Origin of the sequence: Geobacillus sp. B4113_201601 (genome assembly GCF_001587475.1) — a bacterium.
In the GTDB taxonomy this organism is placed as follows: Bacteria; Bacillota; Bacilli; order Bacillales; family Anoxybacillaceae; genus Geobacillus; species Geobacillus icigianus.
In genome coordinates this window covers 210,784-228,804 of sequence record NZ_LQYX01000074.1, presented here as the reverse complement: position 1 = coordinate 228,804, position 18,021 = coordinate 210,784, and the positions used below count along the sequence as shown (strand labels likewise).

13 protein-coding genes, 1 pseudogene and 1 other annotated feature are annotated in these 18,021 nt (G+C 55.8%); all 14 genes and pseudogenes read right to left on the bottom strand.

What is annotated here, in order from left to right:
- Positions 1 to 5 precede the first annotated feature (5 nt).
- Positions 6 to 593 (bottom strand): ribosome biogenesis GTP-binding protein YihA/YsxC, encoded by a 588-nt coding sequence (gene yihA / locus B4113_RS09840; protein ID WP_033844245.1) that lies wholly within the window; start codon positions 591 to 593, stop codon positions 6 to 8.
- Positions 590 to 2,917: an endopeptidase La gene (gene lon / locus B4113_RS09835; protein ID WP_061912463.1), complete on the bottom strand. Its 2,328-nt coding sequence runs from the start codon at positions 2,915 to 2,917 to the stop codon at positions 590 to 592. The genes yihA and lon overlap by 4 nt, the downstream gene beginning before the upstream one ends.
- Positions 2,918 to 3,196: 279 nt before the next feature.
- Positions 3,197 to 4,870, bottom strand: coding sequence for an ATP-dependent protease LonB (gene lonB, locus B4113_RS09830; protein ID WP_033844246.1), 1,674 nt, complete (start codon positions 4,868 to 4,870; stop codon positions 3,197 to 3,199).
- A 140-nt stretch (positions 4,871 to 5,010) separates the two neighbouring features.
- Positions 5,011 to 6,276: an ATP-dependent protease ATP-binding subunit ClpX gene (gene clpX, locus B4113_RS09825; protein WP_033844247.1), complete on the bottom strand. Its 1,266-nt coding sequence runs from the start codon at positions 6,274 to 6,276 to the stop codon at positions 5,011 to 5,013.
- 229 nt (positions 6,277 to 6,505) lie between these two features.
- Positions 6,506 to 7,792: a trigger factor gene (tig, locus tag B4113_RS09820; protein WP_033844248.1), complete on the bottom strand. Its 1,287-nt coding sequence runs from the start codon at positions 7,790 to 7,792 to the stop codon at positions 6,506 to 6,508.
- A 166-nt stretch (positions 7,793 to 7,958) separates the two neighbouring features.
- Positions 7,959 to 8,939 carry a tetratricopeptide repeat protein gene (locus B4113_RS09815; protein WP_061912445.1) on the bottom strand — a complete coding sequence of 327 codons (981 nt, stop codon included), beginning with the start codon at positions 8,937 to 8,939 and terminating at the stop codon, positions 7,959 to 7,961.
- Between the two features lie 168 nt (positions 8,940 to 9,107).
- On the bottom strand, positions 9,108 to 9,701 hold the full coding sequence (leuD, locus tag B4113_RS09810) for a 3-isopropylmalate dehydratase small subunit (protein ID WP_033844250.1): 594 nt from the start codon (positions 9,699 to 9,701) through the stop codon (positions 9,108 to 9,110).
- A 303-nt stretch (positions 9,702 to 10,004) separates the two neighbouring features.
- Positions 10,005 to 11,420, bottom strand: coding sequence for a 3-isopropylmalate dehydratase large subunit (gene leuC, locus B4113_RS09805; RefSeq protein WP_061912444.1), 1,416 nt, complete (start codon positions 11,418 to 11,420; stop codon positions 10,005 to 10,007).
- 20 nt (positions 11,421 to 11,440) lie between these two features.
- Entirely contained in the window at positions 11,441 to 12,556 is a 1,116-nt protein-coding gene (leuB, locus tag B4113_RS09800; RefSeq protein WP_061912443.1) for a 3-isopropylmalate dehydrogenase, read from the bottom strand.
- Between the two features lie 18 nt (positions 12,557 to 12,574).
- Complete coding sequence (locus B4113_RS09795) at positions 12,575 to 14,122, bottom strand: 2-isopropylmalate synthase (protein ID WP_061912442.1); 1,548 nt, start codon at positions 14,120 to 14,122, stop codon at positions 12,575 to 12,577.
- Positions 14,109 to 15,134, bottom strand: coding sequence for a ketol-acid reductoisomerase (gene ilvC / locus B4113_RS09790; RefSeq protein WP_061912441.1), 1,026 nt, complete (start codon positions 15,132 to 15,134; stop codon positions 14,109 to 14,111). Before ilvC ends, B4113_RS09795 begins: the two co-directional genes overlap by 14 nt.
- A gap of 167 nt (positions 15,135 to 15,301) precedes the next feature.
- The gene (gene ilvN, locus B4113_RS09785) at positions 15,302 to 15,820 is read right to left on the bottom strand and encodes an acetolactate synthase small subunit (RefSeq protein ID WP_033020304.1); all 519 of its coding nucleotides are present in this window, start codon (positions 15,818 to 15,820) and stop codon (positions 15,302 to 15,304) included.
- On the bottom strand, positions 15,799 to 17,538 hold the full coding sequence (gene ilvB, locus B4113_RS09780) for an acetolactate synthase large subunit (RefSeq protein ID WP_061912440.1): 1,740 nt from the start codon (positions 17,536 to 17,538) through the stop codon (positions 15,799 to 15,801). Before ilvB ends, ilvN begins: the two co-directional genes overlap by 22 nt.
- A gap of 73 nt (positions 17,539 to 17,611) precedes the next feature.
- Positions 17,612 to 17,878: a binding site (T-box leader), on the bottom strand.
- 16 nt (positions 17,879 to 17,894) lie between these two features.
- Positions 17,895 to 18,021, bottom strand: a pseudogene (locus tag B4113_RS20510) (branched-chain amino acid aminotransferase); the annotation flags it as partial.

Below are 18,021 nucleotides of genomic sequence, written 5' to 3'. Positions count from 1 at the left end.
GAAGCCTAACCGGAAACAAACGGCAAAAGCGCCGCCCACACCTCCTCTTTCCCTTGGCCGGTCTCGGCGGAAAACAAAAGAAGCGGGTCGCCGTCAGCCATCCGCAACGTCTCGCGCGCGATGTTCGCGTGTTTTTGCTGTTTGCCGCGCGGCACTTTATCCGCTTTCGTCGCGACGACGATCACCGGGATCCCGTAATGCTTCAAAAACTCGTACATCATGATGTCGTCTTTCGTCGGCGGATGGCGCAAATCGACAAGAAGGACGGCGGCCCGGAGCTCCTTGCGCTTCGTAAAGTACGTCTCCATCATTTTCCCCCATTTTTGCCGCTCCTGCTTCGAGACGCGGGCAAAGCCGTAGCCAGGGACATCGACAAAATAAAACGAGTCATTCATCAAGTAAAAGTTCAACGTTTGCGTTTTTCCCGGCTTAGAGGACGTTCGCGCCAAGTTTTTCCGGTTGATCATTTTGTTGATAAACGACGATTTGCCGACGTTCGAGCGGCCGGCGAGCGCCACTTCCGGCCGCCCGCCGTCCGGATATTGCTCCGGTCTGACCGCGCTGATAATGAGTTCCGCTTTCGTGACGTTCATGGCTTCCATCCCACCAATGCGTGCGGCAGCACTTCATCAAGATGAGAGACGAGCACAAAATGGAGATCGCGCTTCACGGTGTCGGGAATATCGGCTAAATCTTTTTCATTGTCCTTCGGCAAAATGACCGTTTTCAGCCCGGCGCGATGGGCGCTTAACGTTTTCTCTTTCAGGCCGCCGATCGGAAGCACGCGGCCGCGCAGCGTGATTTCCCCGGTCATGCCGACGAAGCGGTTCACCGGTTTGCCGGTCAAGGCAGAAATGAGCGCCGTCGCGATCGTGATGCCGGCGGACGGGCCGTCTTTTGGCACCGCGCCTTCCGGAACATGGATATGGATATCGTGCGTTTCGTGAAACGCCGGATCAATGCCGAGCTCCTCGGCGCGCGAACGCACATAACTGAACGCCGCCTGCGCCGACTCTTTCATCACATCGCCGAGCTTCCCGGTTAACACGAGCTTGCCGCTTCCTTTGGCCAAGGACACTTCAATCGCGAGCGTATCGCCACCAAACGCCGTGTAGGCGAGCCCGGTCGCCACGCCGACTTGGTCTTTCGCTTCGGCCTGGCCGTAGCGGTATTTCCGTTTCCCTAAAAACTCCTCGATATTGGTTTCCGTGATCACGACCCGCTTTTTCGCCCCGGAAACGATCAGACGGGCCGCTTTCCGGCAAATGGCGGCCAGCTGCCGCTCCAGCTCCCGCACGCCGGCTTCGCGCGTGTAATGACGAATGATCGTCAGCATGGCCTCGTCACGAATTTGGAGCGCCGCCTTTTTCAAGCCGTGCGCAGCGAGCTGCTTCGGCAACAAATGCCGCTTGGCGATGTGCAGCTTTTCCACTTCCGTATAACCAGGAATGTGGATGACTTCCATCCGGTCCAACAGCGGCTGCGGAATGGTGGCCAAATGGTTGGCGGTGGCGATAAACATGACTTTCGATAGATCGTACGGTTCTTCAATGTAATGGTCGCTGAACGTATGGTTTTGCTCCGGATCGAGCACTTCCAACATGGCGGCTGACGGATCGCCGCGAAAATCGCTTGACATTTTGTCGATTTCATCAAGCAAAAAGACCGGATTGATCGTGCCGGCTTTTTTCATTCCTTGAATGATGCGGCCCGGCATCGCCCCGACGTAGGTGCGGCGATGGCCGCGAATTTCCGATTCGTCGCGGACGCCGCCAAGCGAAACGCGCACAAAACGGCGGCCGAGCGCTTTGGCGATCGAACGGGCGAGCGACGTTTTCCCGACCCCCGGCGGCCCGGCGAGGCAAAGGATCGGGCCTTTGAGCGACTGGGTGAGCTGTTTGACCGATAAAAATTCGAGCACCCGCTCTTTCACTTGCTCGAGCCCGTAGTGCTCTTCATGCAAGATGGCCTCGGCTCGTTTGATGTCATGAATGTCTTCGGTCTCTTTCGACCACGGCAAGACGATGAGCCAGTCGAGATAGTTGCGAATGACCGCGCTCTCTGCCGAAGTCGCCGGAATTTTTTCGTAGCGGTCCAGCTCTTTGAGCGCGGTTTCTTTCACATGCTCCGGCATGCCGGCCGCCTCGATTTTTTCTTTCAGCTCCTCGACCTCGCCTGTCTTCCCTTCTTTTTCCCCGAGCTCTTTTTGAATCGCCTTCATTTGTTCGCGCAAATAATATTCTTTTTGTGTCCGCTCCATCGATTGTTTGACGCGGGCGCTGATTTTTTTCTCAAGCTGAAGCACTTCTTTTTCATTGTGTAAAATTTGAATGATTCGATTGAGGCGCTCTTTGACATCGATCGTTTCCAGAATGCGCTGTTTTTCCTCCAGTTTCAGCGGCAAATGCGAAGCGATGATATCGGCCATCCGCCCCGGTTCATCGATGTCGGCGATCGAGGCGTAAATGTCGACCGACAGCCGCTTGGACAAGTTTATGTATTGCTCAAAATACTCGAGCATCGTCCGTTTGAGCGCCTCATCCTCCAAATCTTTCGCCGCCCGATCGGCAAACTTTTCGACTTTGACGGAAAAGTACGGCTCTTCGCTCACCACCTCAGTGATCAGCGCCCGGGCGACGCCTTCGACAAGCACGCGAAACGTGCCGTTTGGCAGTTTCAACAGCTGCTTGACGCGGGCGATCGTCCCCATTTTATATAAATCATCCATGTCCGGTTCGTCGACGGCCACGTCTTTTTGCGACGCCAGCAAAATCATATGGTCCTCGACCATCGCTTGCTCGAGCGCTTTCACCGACTTCTCGCGCCCGACGTCCAAATGAAGAACCATCGTCGGAAACACAAGCAACCCCCGCAACGGCAAAAGCGGGATGGCCGCCTCCTTTTTCTTTCCGTTCACGCCGAACACCTCCACATCTCACTTCTATTCGTTTATTGTATAGTACGACGGCCGGGTTTGTAAAATTTGATGAACGTTTTGCTCCTTCGGTTTGTTTTCGAGGTCAGCTATATACACTGGGTTTGTAAAATTTGATGAACGTTTTGCCGGCAAAGAAAAGCCGACTTCGGCCGCGATCCGCTCGCGCCGAAGCCGGGCAGGAGGAAAGAGCGAAGCAGGCCTTCCGCCGCTGGACCGCTTTCCTTCGCGCCCGCGGTCCGTTTCCTTCGCCTCGCGACATCAAACGAGCTTTTTCTCGGATCGGTCGAGCGCCGCCGGCAGCAACGCCGGTCCGCGGCGCAGCGCCTCTTCGCCGAACACGTGGACGAGCGCTTCCTCCAAGCGGCGAACGGCAATGAGGTGGATGCCGTCGATTTCCGCTAGCAACGATTGCCGGTTTTCTAGGGGAATGATCACTTTCTTCGCTCCTGCCTGTTTCGCCGCTTTCACTTTGGCAAAGACGCCGCCCACCGGCTTCACAAAGCCGCGAATGCTGATTTCTCCAGTCATGGCGACGGTATGGTCGACCGGTAATTGGTAAATGGCAGAATATATACCAACGGCGATCGCCAATCCGGCCGAAGGGCCGTCAACCGGCACGCCGCCCGGAAAATTGACGTGAATGTCGTAACGATCCGCCGGCACGCCCATCGCCCGCAGCACGGTGATCACGTTTTCCGCCGAACCGCGCGCCATACTTTTGCGTCGCACCGATTTTTCCGCGCTGCCGATGCTTTCTTCCTCGACAATGCCGGTGACGTTGACCGATCCTTTTCCTTTTGCCGGCAAGGCGGTCACTTCAATCTCAAGAAGCGCGCCAGTGTTTGGGCCATACACCGCCAAGCCGTTCACCACACCGACGGCCGGAGCGGACGCAATTTTCTTTTCGTAGCGCGGCGCCATTTGGCTCGCTTGGATCACCCATTCAATGTCTTTGTCTACAATGTGGTCGCGGTTCTCGGTGATCGCTAGCCCAGCGGCAATTTGCATCATGTTGACGGCTTCCCGGCCGTTGCGGGCGTAGGCGGCTAAAAGACGAATGCCGCTTTCTGACACGTTCAAGCGAATTTTTTCTGCCGCTTTTTTCGCGATCAGAGCGATCTCGTCTTGATCGAGTTCGCGGAAAAACACTTCCAAACAGCGGGAGCGAATGGCCGGAGGAATTTCGTTCGGCGTGCGCGTCGTCGCCCCGACGAGGCGGAAGTCAGCCGGCAGCCCGTTTTGAAAAATGTCGTGAATGTGGCTTGGGATTTGCGGATTTTCTTTGCTGTAATAGGCGCTCTCAAAAAACACTTTCCGGTCTTCCAGCACTTTGAGCAGCTTGTTCATTTGAATCGGATGAAGCTCGCCGATCTCGTCGATGAACAATACGCCGCCGTGGGCGTTCGTCACCGCCCCTTGCTTTGGCTGGGGGATGCCGGCTTGCCCCATCGCCCCGGCCCCTTGATAGATCGGGTCGTGCACCGAGCCGATGAGCGGGTCAGCGATGCCGCGCTCGTCAAAACGCGCCGTCGTCGCGTCAAGCTCAACGAACACCGCATTTTTCTGAAACGGGGAGAGCGGATTTTTTTTCGCTTCTTCCAAAACGAGCCGAGCCGCGGCCGTCTTGCCGACGCCAGGGGGACCGTAAATGATGACATGCTGCGGATTCGGCCCGCATAAAGCCGCCTTTAACGCCTTGATGCCATCTTCTTGGCCGACGATGTCATCAAAACGTTTCGGCCGCACTTTTTCTGCCAGCGGCTCGGTGAGCGAAATCGAACGCAGCTTGCGGAGCTGTTCCATCTCTTTGCGCGACTCTTTGTCAATCGAAACTTTTTGCACGCGCTGTCCTTTGAGCAAATTCCAAAAGTAAAGGCCGATGATGACCCCGAAAAACAGCTGAATAAGAAGCACGATGTTCGTCCAGTCCATGCCCCGATATCCTCCTGCCTCTAATAGTATGTCGTATGATAGTATCTCCGGGAACGGACGGGAATAAACAAAAAAGCGCCGGCCGGCGCCTAGGGCATGGGGGCAAAAAAAGAAACCGCCGGAAAAAGGCGGTTTCTCCATCAAGCCGATGTTTTCCGTTCTTGCTCGATGACGGTGCCGTCATGGCGGATGAGCGTCGGCGGTTTCGTGCCGCGCACCGTGTCAACGGTGATGATGCATTTTTGCACGTCTTCGCGCGACGGCAACTCAAACATCACATCGAGCATAATCCCTTCGATGATCGAGCGCAGACCGCGCGCCCCCGTTTTCCGCTCAATCGCTTTTTTCGCGATTTCGCGGAGCGCCGCTTCCTCAAACTCGAGCTCTACGCCATCAAGCTCCAGCATTTTTTGGTATTGCTTGACAATGGCGTTTTTCGGTTTCGTCAAAATGTCAATCAGCGCTTGTTCATCGAGCGGCTCGAGCGTCGTAATGACCGGCAGGCGGCCGATGAACTCCGGAATGAGCCCAAACTTGAGCAAGTCTTCCGGCAGCACTTTCGACAACAAGTTTTTCTCATCGACGTCAGCCTGGTTCATTTCCGCGCCAAACCCGATCACTTTTTTGCCGAGGCGGCGCTTGATGATCGGCTCGATGCCGTCAAACGCTCCGCCGCAAATGAACAAAATGTTCGTCGTGTCGATTTGGATGAACTCTTGATGCGGATGTTTCCGGCCGCCCTGCGGCGGAACGCTGGCGATCGTGCCTTCTAAAATTTTCAACAGCGCCTGCTGCACCCCTTCGCCCGAAACGTCGCGAGTGATGGAAGGGTTTTCCGATTTGCGGGCGATTTTATCGATTTCGTCGATGTAAATAATGCCTTTTTCGGCCCGTTCGACGTCGTAGTCAGCCGCTTGGATGAGCTTTAACAAAATGTTTTCGACGTCCTCGCCGACGTAGCCAGCTTCCGTGAGCGACGTCGCGTCAGCGATGGCAAACGGCACGTTCAAAATGCGCGCCAACGTTTGTGCCAACAGCGTTTTCCCGCTCCCTGTCGGCCCGATCATCAAAATGTTGCTTTTCGACAGCTCGACATCGTCGATTTTGCTGCCGGAATTGATGCGTTTGTAATGGTTGTAGACGGCGACGGCAAGCGATTTTTTCGCTTCGTCTTGCCCGATGACGTATTCATCTAAAATTTCCCGGATTTCCAGCGGTTTTGGCACATCTTTAAACTCAAATTCTTCCTCGTTGCCGAGCTCCTCTTCGACGATTTCCGTGCATAGCTCGATGCACTCGTCGCAAATGTAAACGCCCGGACCGGCGACCAGCTTGCGCACTTGGTCTTGCGTTTTGCCGCAAAACGAGCATTTTAACTGCCCTTTTTCATCATTAAATTTAAACATGTCATTCACCCCTTGCTAACGAAATCGCGCCTGCGTATGTATCTATTTCCGCTGCTCTTTGATGTCCAAAGCGTATGTATCCGCTATTTTACCATAAGTGTTTGCGAAAAAGCGAATGAAAAAACTGCAATCCGTTAGAAAAGTTTGAAAATTGCCGTTCAGACGCTATGCAGGAGATAAAGAACAAGGCACGAACGTCTCGCGCCTTGTTCTTTGCTTACCACTATTATTATGCCGCAACCTTGCTGTGCTCCACAAGAAAATCGACCGTTTTCCGCCATTTTAAGTCTTCTTTGACGCCATCGAGACTACCGAGCAGCTCTTTTAACTTGTCAACGCTTAAGTTGTACGCTTCCGCCATTTTGTTGAGCTCCTCGTTCACCTCTTCGTCGGTCACGTCGATGTTTTCCGCCTTGGCGATCGCCTCAAGCGTCAGCGCCGCGCGCACCCGTTTTTCAGCGTCTTCTTTCATTTGTTCCCGCAGCGCCGCCTCGTCTTGGCCGGAGAACTGATAATACAGCTGCAAGTTCAGCCCTTGCATTTGCAGGCGCTGATCAAATTCGCGAAGCATTCGGTCCGTTTCGTTTTTGATCATGACTTCGGGAACATCGATTTCGGCATTGGCCGCCGCTTTTTCGACGACCGCGTTGCGCAGCGCGGTTTCCGCTTCATTCTTTTTCGCTTCTTCGAGCCGGGCGCGGATTTTCGCCTTCAGTTCGTCGAGCGTTTCCACTTCGTCATCGACGTCTTTAGCGAACTCATCATCCAACGCCGGCAGCTGTTTCGCTTTCACTTCGTGCACGTTTACTTTGAACGTCGCCGGTTTGCCGGCCAGCTGTTCGGCATGATACTCTTCCGGGAACGTCACTTGAATTTCTTTTTCCTCGCCTGCTTTCATGCCGATGAGCTGCTCTTCAAATCCAGGAATGAACGTGCCTGAGCCGATTTCTAAGGAATAGTTTTCCGCCTTGCCGCCTTCAAACGGCTCGCCATCGACAAATCCTTCAAAGTCGATCACAACCGTATCGCCGTTTTCCACGGTTCCGTCTTCTTTGACGACCAGTTCGGCATAGTTTTCTTGCAGACGTTTCAGCTCATTGTCGACATCTTCATCCGTGACTGTTGCATCGATAGTTTCGATTTCAAGCCCTTTGTATTGACCGAGCTTCACTTCCGGTTTGACGGTCACTTTCGCTTTAAAAATCAAACTTTTACCTTTTTCCATTTGCTCGATGTCGATTTCCGGCAAGGATACCGGTTCAATGCCCGCTTCTTCGACCGCTTTCGCATACGCTTCCGGAAGCAAAATGTCGAGCGCGTCTTGGTAAAGCGCCTCGACGCCAAACCGCTTTTCGAACAGAACGCGCGGCACTTTTCCTTTGCGGAAGCCCGGAAGCGTAATATTTTTCACCACTTTTTTAAACGCGGCGTCCAAGCCTTTGTTTACTTGCTCGGCATCGACCTCGACGGTCAGCACCCCTTCATGGCCTTCAAGCTTTTCCCATTTGACAGACATACTGTTCCCTCCACCTCAAATCGTTGCTTGGGATCATGGTGCAATTCGGTTGCCCATTATCCTCTTATGTTGTCACCGTATGTAGCCTTGTTATGCGAAAACAGATACATAGCACAGCCATTATATTATAACATACGAACGCCATGTTTCAACATTGAACCGACCGTTACAGAAAGGAAAGTTTCTCTATTTCGTGCAGCTGTCTGCAAAGCTTCGCCATTTCTTCCGCTTCGACGCCATAGCGAGCGGCCAACGCCGCCGCATCGGCATCAAAGCCTTGAAACCGGCGCGCCAGAAAGTGAAGGGCGGCGAGCCACAGGTCGGCGTCTTCCGGCTCCGGAGGAAACGGATAGAGGATGTACGCGTAGCGAAGCCAAATTTCCGCCGCTGTCTCATACAAGCTCGGACTTTCCGGAGCGAGCTGTTGTTCAAGCCGGCTGAGCAGCGCGGACGCGAACGCCGTCTCCGTCTGTTCGTCCAATGCGGCGGGAACGACCTCCAGGCGGCGGCCTAATTTTTCCACTGTCACCGGTTCATGAATTCGCTTTTCTGTCAACAAGCGAAGGAGCATCGTTTTGGCCATCGGGCTTTTCTCGGCCGCGCCCAAATATTGCTTGAGCAGCGGAAGAACCGGGGTGATATCTTCTTTTTCCAGCTGCTTGATGATGTGCAGCTGTTCGGCAATGTCGCCGGACTCGAGCAGCCGTGTCACCCGTTTCCATTCTGCGGACGGAAGCGCACGAGCGTTCATTTTTTCGCTAAACCGAAGCAGGTGGTGAAGCTGTTCGCGCACCGGTGCGGAAAGCGGAAAGCGGTGCAAGGCGGTGCGGATCGCGTCCTCCGCCTCGCGGTATCGGTTCGTCTGCAACAAAACCGCCACATACATTTGCAGCAGCTCACTGTTGCCCGGCTGTTCATCAAGCAACGCAGCCAAGCGCCATTGCGCCTCATCGTACTCCCCGAGCTCATAGCAACAAACCGCCAAGGCGAGCCGAACAGGAACGCTCGCATCGCCAAGCTCTTCGGCAGCGCGCAAAAAACGGAGCGCCTCGTTGTACCGCTTGGCCTCTAGGGCGGCAAACGCCTTTTCCACGAGCCGTTCTTTCGTCTGTGGAAACAAAATGATTTTTCCTTTCGGTTTGTCCATCTTCGCCCGCTCCTCACTGACATTTACTATCAGTGTAGCAAGTTTCCGGCGGCGGCACAAGCGCAGCGGCCGCCGCGGAGGCTGATGGCGAAGCGAGCGGCATGACGAACAACGGGAAAAACGCCCAACCCGGTGGGAGCGGTTCCCGCCGAGTTGGGCGCTAGGCGCTCATGGCCGCGGATGGTGCGTTTCTTCGTAAGCGGCAATATACGGCTCATACAGAAACGTTAAGTCAATTTCGTCCCACCCTTTTAGAAGCAGCTGTTTTCGGTACGGATCGATGGCAAACGAGCGCGAAAACCCTTCGTCGTCAACCACTCGCTGCTCCTCAAGCGACACGGTCAATTCGTAATCAGCGCGCTCGCTTTGTTTCAACAAGTAGCGAACATCTTCCGGAGCGAGGCGGATCGGCAACAATCCGTTTTTCAAGCAATTGTTGTAAAAAATATCGGCAAACGATGGGGCAATGATGACGCGAAATCCGTAGTCTTGCAGCGCCCACGGGGCATGTTCGCGCGACGAGCCGCAGCCGAAGTTTTCCCCGGCCACAAGAATCGTCGCCCCCGCGTTTTCCGGCCGGTTGAGCTCAAACGCTGGATTGGGCGTGCCGTCGCTCAAATAGCGCCAGTCGTAAAATAAAAACTGGCCAAATCCGGTGCGCTCAATTCGTTTTAAAAATTGTTTTGGAATGATTTGGTCCGTGTCGATGTTCGCCCGGTCGATGCCGGCCAATTTTCCGCGGTGGATCGTAAACGGCTTCATCGCTTCTTCCCTCCTGTTCGTCCCTATCGGTCTCGTCCGCTGACGTTCGCTTTCAGCGGATGGCGCGCCGCCGGTTTCCCGGCAAGATAGCGGGATCGGTCCTGTCCGCTCATGTTCGCGTTAATGGAGCCGTCGCGGGATTGATCCGCAAACAACGAGCGGGCCCTGTCCGCTCAAGTTCGCGTTCAACCGCCGCCTCTTTGGCGGCGAGGGACGAGCGACCAGGGCGGCGGACCAACTGTCAAGTCACCCCCAACCAAGCCGTCGGCCATCGTCCCTCGTTCGCTCCCCGCCAGCGAACGGTCAGCGGACCGGTTCGGCCTCTAGCTGGCGCACATCGACAAAATGTCCGTAGATGGCGGCGGCAGCGGCCATCGCCGGGCTGACGAGATGCGTGCGCGCTCCTTTTCCTTGCCGCCCTTCAAAGTTGCGGTTTGACGTGGACGCGCAATGTTCGCCTTCGGGGATGATGTCCGGGTTCATGCCCAAACAGGCGCTGCAGCCGGAGTCGCGCCATTCAAAACCGGCGTCAAGGAAAATTTGCGCCAACCCTTCCGCTTCAGCTTGTTTTTTTACTTGCTGCGATCCGGGCACCACGAGCGCCCGTACGCCTGGGGCTACTTTTTTGCCTTTGACGATGCTCGCCGCCGCGCGCAAATCGCTAAGGCGCGAGTTCGTACATGAACCGATGAAGACGTGCTGCACCGGAATATCCGTAATCGGCGTGCCCGGTTTGAGCCCCATATACTCCAGCGCCCGCCGCACCGCGTTTTGCTCTGTTTGGCTTTCAAACTGCTCGGGATGCGGCACGACACCGTCGACCGCTGTGCTCATCGCCGGGTTCGTGCCCCACGTCACCATCGGGGCGATCGTCGAGGCATCGATGTCAATCGTTCGGTCGTATTCCGCCCCTTCATCGGTGGCCAGCACCCGCCATCGCTCCACGGCCTTGTCAAACTCCTCACCTTTTGGCGCATATTTGCGGCCGCGCAAATAGGCAAACGTCGTTTCATCCGGGCTGATGAGTCCAGCCCGGGCCCCCGCTTCGATCGACATGTTGCAAATCGTCATCCGCTCCTCCATCGACATGCGTCGGATCGCTTCGCCGGTGAATTCGATAATATAGCCGGTGCCGACGCCGACGCCATAGCGGCCGATGATGGCCAAAATGACGTCTTTCGCCGTCACCCCTTTGCCAAGGCGACCGTTGATGCGGATTTGCAGCGTTTTCGGCTTATGCTGCCAAAGCGTTTGCGTCGCCAGCACGTGTTCGACTTCGCTCGTGCCGATGCCAAACGCCAAGGCGCCAAACGCCCCGTGCGTTGAAGTGTGGCTGTCGCCGCAGACGATCGTTTTTCCCGGCTGAGTCAAGCCGAGCTCGGGGCCGATGACGTGAACGATCCCTTGTTCTTCGCTATGCAAATCGGCGAGCGGAATCCCGAATTCGCGGCAGTTGCGCTCCAAGGCGGCAATTTGGTTGCGCGCCACTTCGTCGGTGATCACCAATCGATTCACGGTCGGCACGTTATGGTCCATCGTCGCAAACGTCAAGTCCGGCCGCCGCACCGTCCGCCCTTTTTGCCGCAACCCTTCAAACGCTTGCGGCGAGGTCACTTCATGGACTAAATGCAAATCAATGTACAATAAATCCGGTTTGCCTTCCTCACGATAGACGACGTGGGCTTCCCAAATTTTATCAATGATCGTTTTCGGCTTCATTGGCTTTCACCTCGCACGTCTTAGGCGTAAACGGTCATAATTTGCGCGATCGCGGTATAGTCGAGTACCGCTGTTTTGATCTCCTCGACCATTTCGTCCGTCGCTACGACACGGCCGCCGCTTGGCGCCAAGTCGGCGGTGCGCAAGCCCGCCGCGAGCGCCTGATGGACCGCCTGTTCGATCGCTTCCGCCTCGGTGGCCAGCCCGAACGACAAGCGCAGCATCATCGCAGCGGACAAAATCGCGGCGATCGGATTGGCTTTGTTCATGCCAGCGATATCCGGCGCCGACCCGTGCACCGGTTCATACAAGCTCGGCCCGGAAGCGGATAAGCTGGCGGACGGCAACATGCCGAGCGAACCGGACAGCATCGAAGCCTCATCGCTTAAAATATCGCCAAACATGTTTTCCGTGACGATCACATCAAACTGCTTGGGCGCGCGGATGATCTGCATCGCCGCATTGTCGACCAACATATGCTCAAGCTCAACGTCCGGGAATTGTTTGGCCACCTCCTCGGCCACTTCCCGCCATAACCGGCTTGAGGACAGGACGTTCGCCTTGTCGACCGACGTCACTTTTTTCTTCCGGTCGCGCGCTAAGGTAAACGCCATGCGCACGATCCGTTCGATCTCTTCCTTTTTATATAAGAGCGTGTCAACCGCTTTTTCTTCGCCGTTTTCGACGACGCGGCCGCTCGGTTGGCCGAAGTAGATGCCGCCGGTCAGCTCGCGAACGATGACGAAATCGACTCCTTGGACGAGGTTGGGTTTTAACGGCGAAGCGGAAGCCAAGCAATCATAACAAACGACCGGCCGCAAGTTGGCATACAAGTCGAGCTGCTTGCGAATGGCGAGCAATCCTTTTTCCGGGCGCAGATGCGGAGGGTTGCCATCCCATTTCGGACCGCCGACCGCCCCAAGCAGCACCGCGTCGCTTTCCCGGCAAAGGCGAAGCGTTTCCTCAGGGAGCGGCGTCCCTGCTTCATCGATCGCCGCCCCGCCGATCCATCCATATTCGAACGTAAATTCATGGCCAAAGCGAACTCCGACCGCTTTCAACACTTCGACCGCCCCGGCCGTCACTTCTTGGCCGATGCCATCGCCCGGCAAGACGGCAATCCGATAGTTTCCCATTTATGAACCCCTCCTGTTTCACGTTGTGGCGACTTTCTCGTTTTCTCCTCGCATCGCTTCGATCATCACCGCGCGGTTCATCGCGTGAATGTACGCTTTCGCCGAAGCTTCCAGCACGTCTTGCGCGGTGCCGCGCCCGCTCGTTTCCACATCGTTGACGCGCACTTTGACGAACACTTGCGCCAACGCGTCGCGGCCGCCGCCAACCGATTCGATCCGGTAATCTAGCAGCGTCACCGCTGTTTGGAAACAGCGCTCCAACGTGTTGTACAGCGCCTCGACGCTGCCGGCGCCGGTCGCCGCCTCTTGGATTTCGTTTCCTTTCCCGTCTTTCAGCACAACGACCGCTGTCGGAATCTGATTCGTTCCGTATTGCACTTGAATGGAAGACAATTGATAAAATTCATTGAAGTGGTCGAACTTTTCCTCGAAAATGAGGGCGACCAAATCGTCATCGGTAATGTCTTTCTTTTTGTCAGCGAGCTCTTTAAAGCGAACAAACAACTGATTGATTTCCTCTTCGGACAACGTGTAGCCGAGTTCCTCGACGCGGTTGCGGAGCGCATGGCGGCCGGAATGTTTGCCGAGCACCATCGAGTTCGACGGCACGCCAACAAGCTCCGGCGAAATGATTTCGTACGTCGTTTTTTCTTTTAAGACGCCGTCTTGATGGATGCCCGATTCATGCGCAAACGCGTTTTTGCCGACGACCGCTTTGTTCGGCGGAACGACCACACCGGTCAGCTTGCTGACAAGATTGCTTGTGCGCTTAATTTCCTGCAAGTTGAGGCGCGTTTCCACCTGATAGTAGTCTTTGCGGATGTGAAGAGCGACGGCGATTTCCTCGAGCGCCGCATTGCCGGCCCGTTCGCCGATGCCGTTGATCGTACACTCGACTTGCGTCGCCCCGTGTTCAATGGCCGCCAGCGAATTCACGACCGCCATGCCCAAGTCATCATGACAATGAGCGGAGAGTGATACTTTTTCAATATTCGGAACATTGTTTCGTAAATAGAGGAAAATCTCCCCGTATTCTTTCGGCGTAATATAGCCGACCGTATCGGGAATGTTGATGACCGAGGCGCCCGCTTTAATGACCTCGGCGACGATTTTCGCTAAAAACGGCCGTTCGCTTCGGCACGCGTCTTCCGCCGACCATTGGACGATCGGGAAAAAGCGTTTGGCGTATTTCACCGCTTCCACCGCCGCCTCGATCACTTGTTCCGGCGTCATCCGCAATTTATGCACCATATGGATCGGCGAGGTGGCGATGAATAGGTGCAGCCGCGGTTCGGCGCCGCCTTTTAACGCCTCCCACGCTGCATCGATGTCGCTTCGGACCGAGCGCGACAGCCCGGTGACCGAGCACGTTCTCACCGTTTCCGCGATTTGTTTGACCGCCGCAAAATCGCCTTTCGATGAGGCGGGAAAGCCCGCCTCGATGATGTCCACCCGCAGCCGTTCAAGCTGGCGGGCAATTTCCAATTTTTCTTGCAAATTTAAATTCACGCCAGCCGATTGTTCCCCGTCACGCAATGTGGTGTCAAAAAACTTAATGTTTCGCACCTGACCCCACCGCCTCCACTTGTTTTGCTTTCACAAACGGCATCATGCTTCGCAGTTCGCGTCCGACGATTTCGATCAAATGCTCGTTTTCGCGCCGGTTGATGGCGTTGAACTCCGGACGGTTCGCTTGGTTTTCCAAAATCCAGCTCTTCGCGAATTTGCCGGTTTGAATGTCATCGAGCACTTTTTTCATTTCCGCTTTCACCGCATCATTAATAATGCGCGGTCCCGTGATGAAATCCCCCCATTGCGCCGTATCGGAAATCGAATACCGCATCCACGACAGCCCACCCTCATACAAGAGGTCAACGATCAGCTTCATTTCGTGCAAACATTCAAAATACGCGACTTCCGGTTGATACCCGGCTTCCACAAGCGTCTCAAACCCCGCTTTAATGAGCGCGGTCAACCCGCCGCAAAGCACCGCCTGTTCCCCGAACAAGTCCGTTTCCGTTTCTTCTTTGAACGTCGTCTCCAGCACTCCCGCCCGAGCGGCGCCAATCGCTTTCGCGTAGGCGAGCGCCGTTTCTTTGGCGTGTCCGGTCACATCTTGATAGACGGCGATGAGCGCCGGCACGCCCGCTCCTTCGGCATACGTGCGCCGCACGAGATGGCCTGGGCCTTTCGGCGCAACCAAGAAGACGTCAACATGATTCGGCGGGACGATTTGGCTGAAATGGATGTTAAAGCCGTGCGCGAAGACAAGCGCGTTGCCCGGCTCGAGCACCGGCTCGATTTCCTCTTTGTACACGGCCGGCTGCTTCTCATCCGGCAGCAGCACCATGACGAGATCCGCCTGTTTCGCCGCTTCGCGGACTGAATACACCTCAAATCCGTCTTGTTCTGCCTGCTCCCATGATTTTCCTTTCCGCAGTCCGACGATGACGCGGACGCCGCTGTCGCGCAAGTTTTGCGCATGCGCGTGGCCTTGCGAGCCGTAACCGATGATCGCGACCGTTTTCCCTTGCAGGTATTGTTCGTTTGCATCTCCGTTATAGTAGACTTTTGCCATGATTACCCTCTCCTTTGTTTTGTAGTTTGACTCCCTACGCTTGACCGCCGCTTGTTTGGCGGTTCCGTGAAGCGATCAGCACGGTTTTGTTATGATAGCTGTTAAATCATGAACACCGTTTTTGGCTGCGCGTTGAAAGAACAAGCGCTGGCGTTGGCGAACAAGATTTAAATAATGAACGCCGTTTTCTGATGCGCCGCCGTTTTTTGCGCCCCGCGGGTGAACGCGGTCGTTCCCGTGCGCGCCACTTCTTTGATGCCATAGGGGCGGAGCAATTCAATCAGCGCTTCGACTTTGTCCGGCTCGCCGGTCACTTGAATGACGAGGCTGTCTTTGCTGACGTCGACGATCGAGGCGCGAAACGGCTCGATGAGCGTGTAAATTTCTTGGCGGACCGAAGGCGGAGCCGACACTTTAATGAGCGCCAGCTCGCGGGCGACGATCGCTTGGTCGGTGATGTCATTGACTTTCAACACATCGATCTGCTTGTTCAGCTGCTTGATGATTTGTTCCGCGGTCCGTTCGTCGTCGACATTGACGACAAATGTCATCCGCGAAATCCCCTCGATTTCTGTATGGCCGACCGTGATGCTCTCGATGTTATAATGCCGCTTCGTAAACAGCCCGGTGATGCGGTTTAAGACGCCAGGGCGATTGTTGACGGTCATTGTGATGATTCTTCGCATGCTTTCACCCCCACCATTTGATGAAGCCCTTTACCGGGCGCGACCATCGGATAGACGTTCTCGTCGGCGCGGACATGGAAGTCAAGCAGCACCGGACCGTTGATGGCAAACGCCTGTTTTAACACGTCGGCCGCTTCCGCCTCGGTCTTCGCCCGCAGCCCCAGCATGCCGTACGCTTCAGCAAGCTTGACGAAATCCGGCTGGTTCGGAATGAGGGAATGGGAGTACCGTTTGTCATAAAACAGCTCCTGCCATTGCCGCACCATGCCGAGCGCCTGGTTGTTGACGATGACGATTTTGATCGGCAGCTGCAACTCTTGAATGACCGACAGCTCTTGGAACGTCATTTGGAAGCCGCCGTCGCCGACGATCGACACGACCGTGGCGCTCCGGTCGGCAAGCTGGGCACCGATCGCCGCCGGAAGGCCGAACCCCATCGTGCCGAGCCCCCCGGACGTCACCCACCGATGCGGCCGGTTGAATTTGTAATATTGCGCCGCCCACATTTGATGCTGGCCGACGTCTGTTGTCACGATCGCCTCGCCGTTTGTCATTTCATAGATCATCTCGATCAGTTTTTGCGGTTTGATCGTCCCGGCTTCCGGTTCGTAATAAAGCGGAAAGCGCCTCTTCCATTCATCAAGCTGGGCAAGCCACGCCGCATTGTCCGCCGGCTTGCCTTGCTGGGCGATCAGCTCTTGCAAGGCGGCTTTCGCATCGCTGACGATCGGAATCTTCGTCGGCACGTTTTTGCCGATCTCCGCCGGGTCGATATCAATATGGGCGACTGTCGCCTTTGGCGCAAAATCGTTTAAATTGCCGGTGACGCGGTCATCGAAGCGGGCGCCGATGTTGATGAGCAAATCGCATTCGTACAGCGCCATATTCGCCGTATACGTCCCATGCATGCCGGCCATGCCGAGGAAAAGCGGATGATCGGCCGGGAAGCCGCCGAGACCAAGGAGCGTATGAACGACCGGAATCCGCTGCTGTTCTGCATACTGGCGCAGCTCATCGGCCGCGTTGGCGTGCAGGACGCCGGCGCCGGCTAAAATGACCGGCCGCTTTGATTGGCTGACCGCCTCGACGAGCCGCCGGATTTGCCAATGGTTCGGCTGTGTCGTCGGCTGGTAGCCAGGCAAATGAACGTCTTGATCATAATCAAACTCCCCTTCCGCGATCGTAATGTCCTTCGGGATATCGATCAGCACCGGTCCCGGCCGCCCGGTCGTCGCAATGTGAAATGCCTCTTTGATGATCCTAGGCAGCTCGCTGATGTCGCGCACTTGGTAGTTGTGCTTGGTGATTGGCATCGTGATGCCGACAACGTCCGCCTCTTGAAACGCATCCGAGCCGATGACGCTCGTCGCCACTTGCCCGGTAAAGATGACGAGCGGCAACGAATCCATCATCGCGTCGGTCAATCCGGTGACGAGGTTGGTCGCCCCCGGTCCGGAAGTGGCGATGACAACCCCCGGTTTCCCCGAAATGCGCGCGTATCCTTCCGCCGCATGAATCGCCCCTTGTTCATGACGGGTCAACACGTGAAACACGCCGGCCTTATACAGCTCATCATAGAGCGGGAGCACCGCCCCGCCCGGATAGCCGAAAATGACTTCGACTCCCTCCGCTTTCAACGCCTCAATCAACATCAATGACCCGTTCAGCTTCATTTTCGTCTTCGCTTTTTCCTGTTCCTCGACGTTCATCCTCGTCATTCTCGTTCCTCCCCCATCGTTTGTCCTCCATAAGAAAAAACCTTTTCACCCGCCAAGGCTGACTTCAGCCAGCCAAAGGGGCGAAAAGGTTTCCTTTCCGCGGTACCACCCTTCTTCACGGCCATGATGGCCGCCTCAGGAGCAACCAAACCCGCTTGGTTGCTCGTTTTGGTAACGAGTGAAGCGCGCGTCTTCACTCGTCCAGCCCTACTCACCGTCCGGCGTTCAGGCTGGCGCTCAGAGGTGAGTTCATCAAGCGGCAACATCACCGGTTCTCAGCTCCCCCGGCTCTCTGTGGATGTTGACCCCGCTGATTACTTGTCCTCGTCAACGCTTTTCCCTATGCAATTGTCATCTCAGCCGACGTTGGCGTTGGTCGGATACACTTTGATTCCTTCGGCAACAACGCGGCGGCGGAATTCTTCCAGCAGCCGCTTGGTGTGCGGCCCCGGCGTGCCATCGCCGATCGTCCGGCCGTCGACT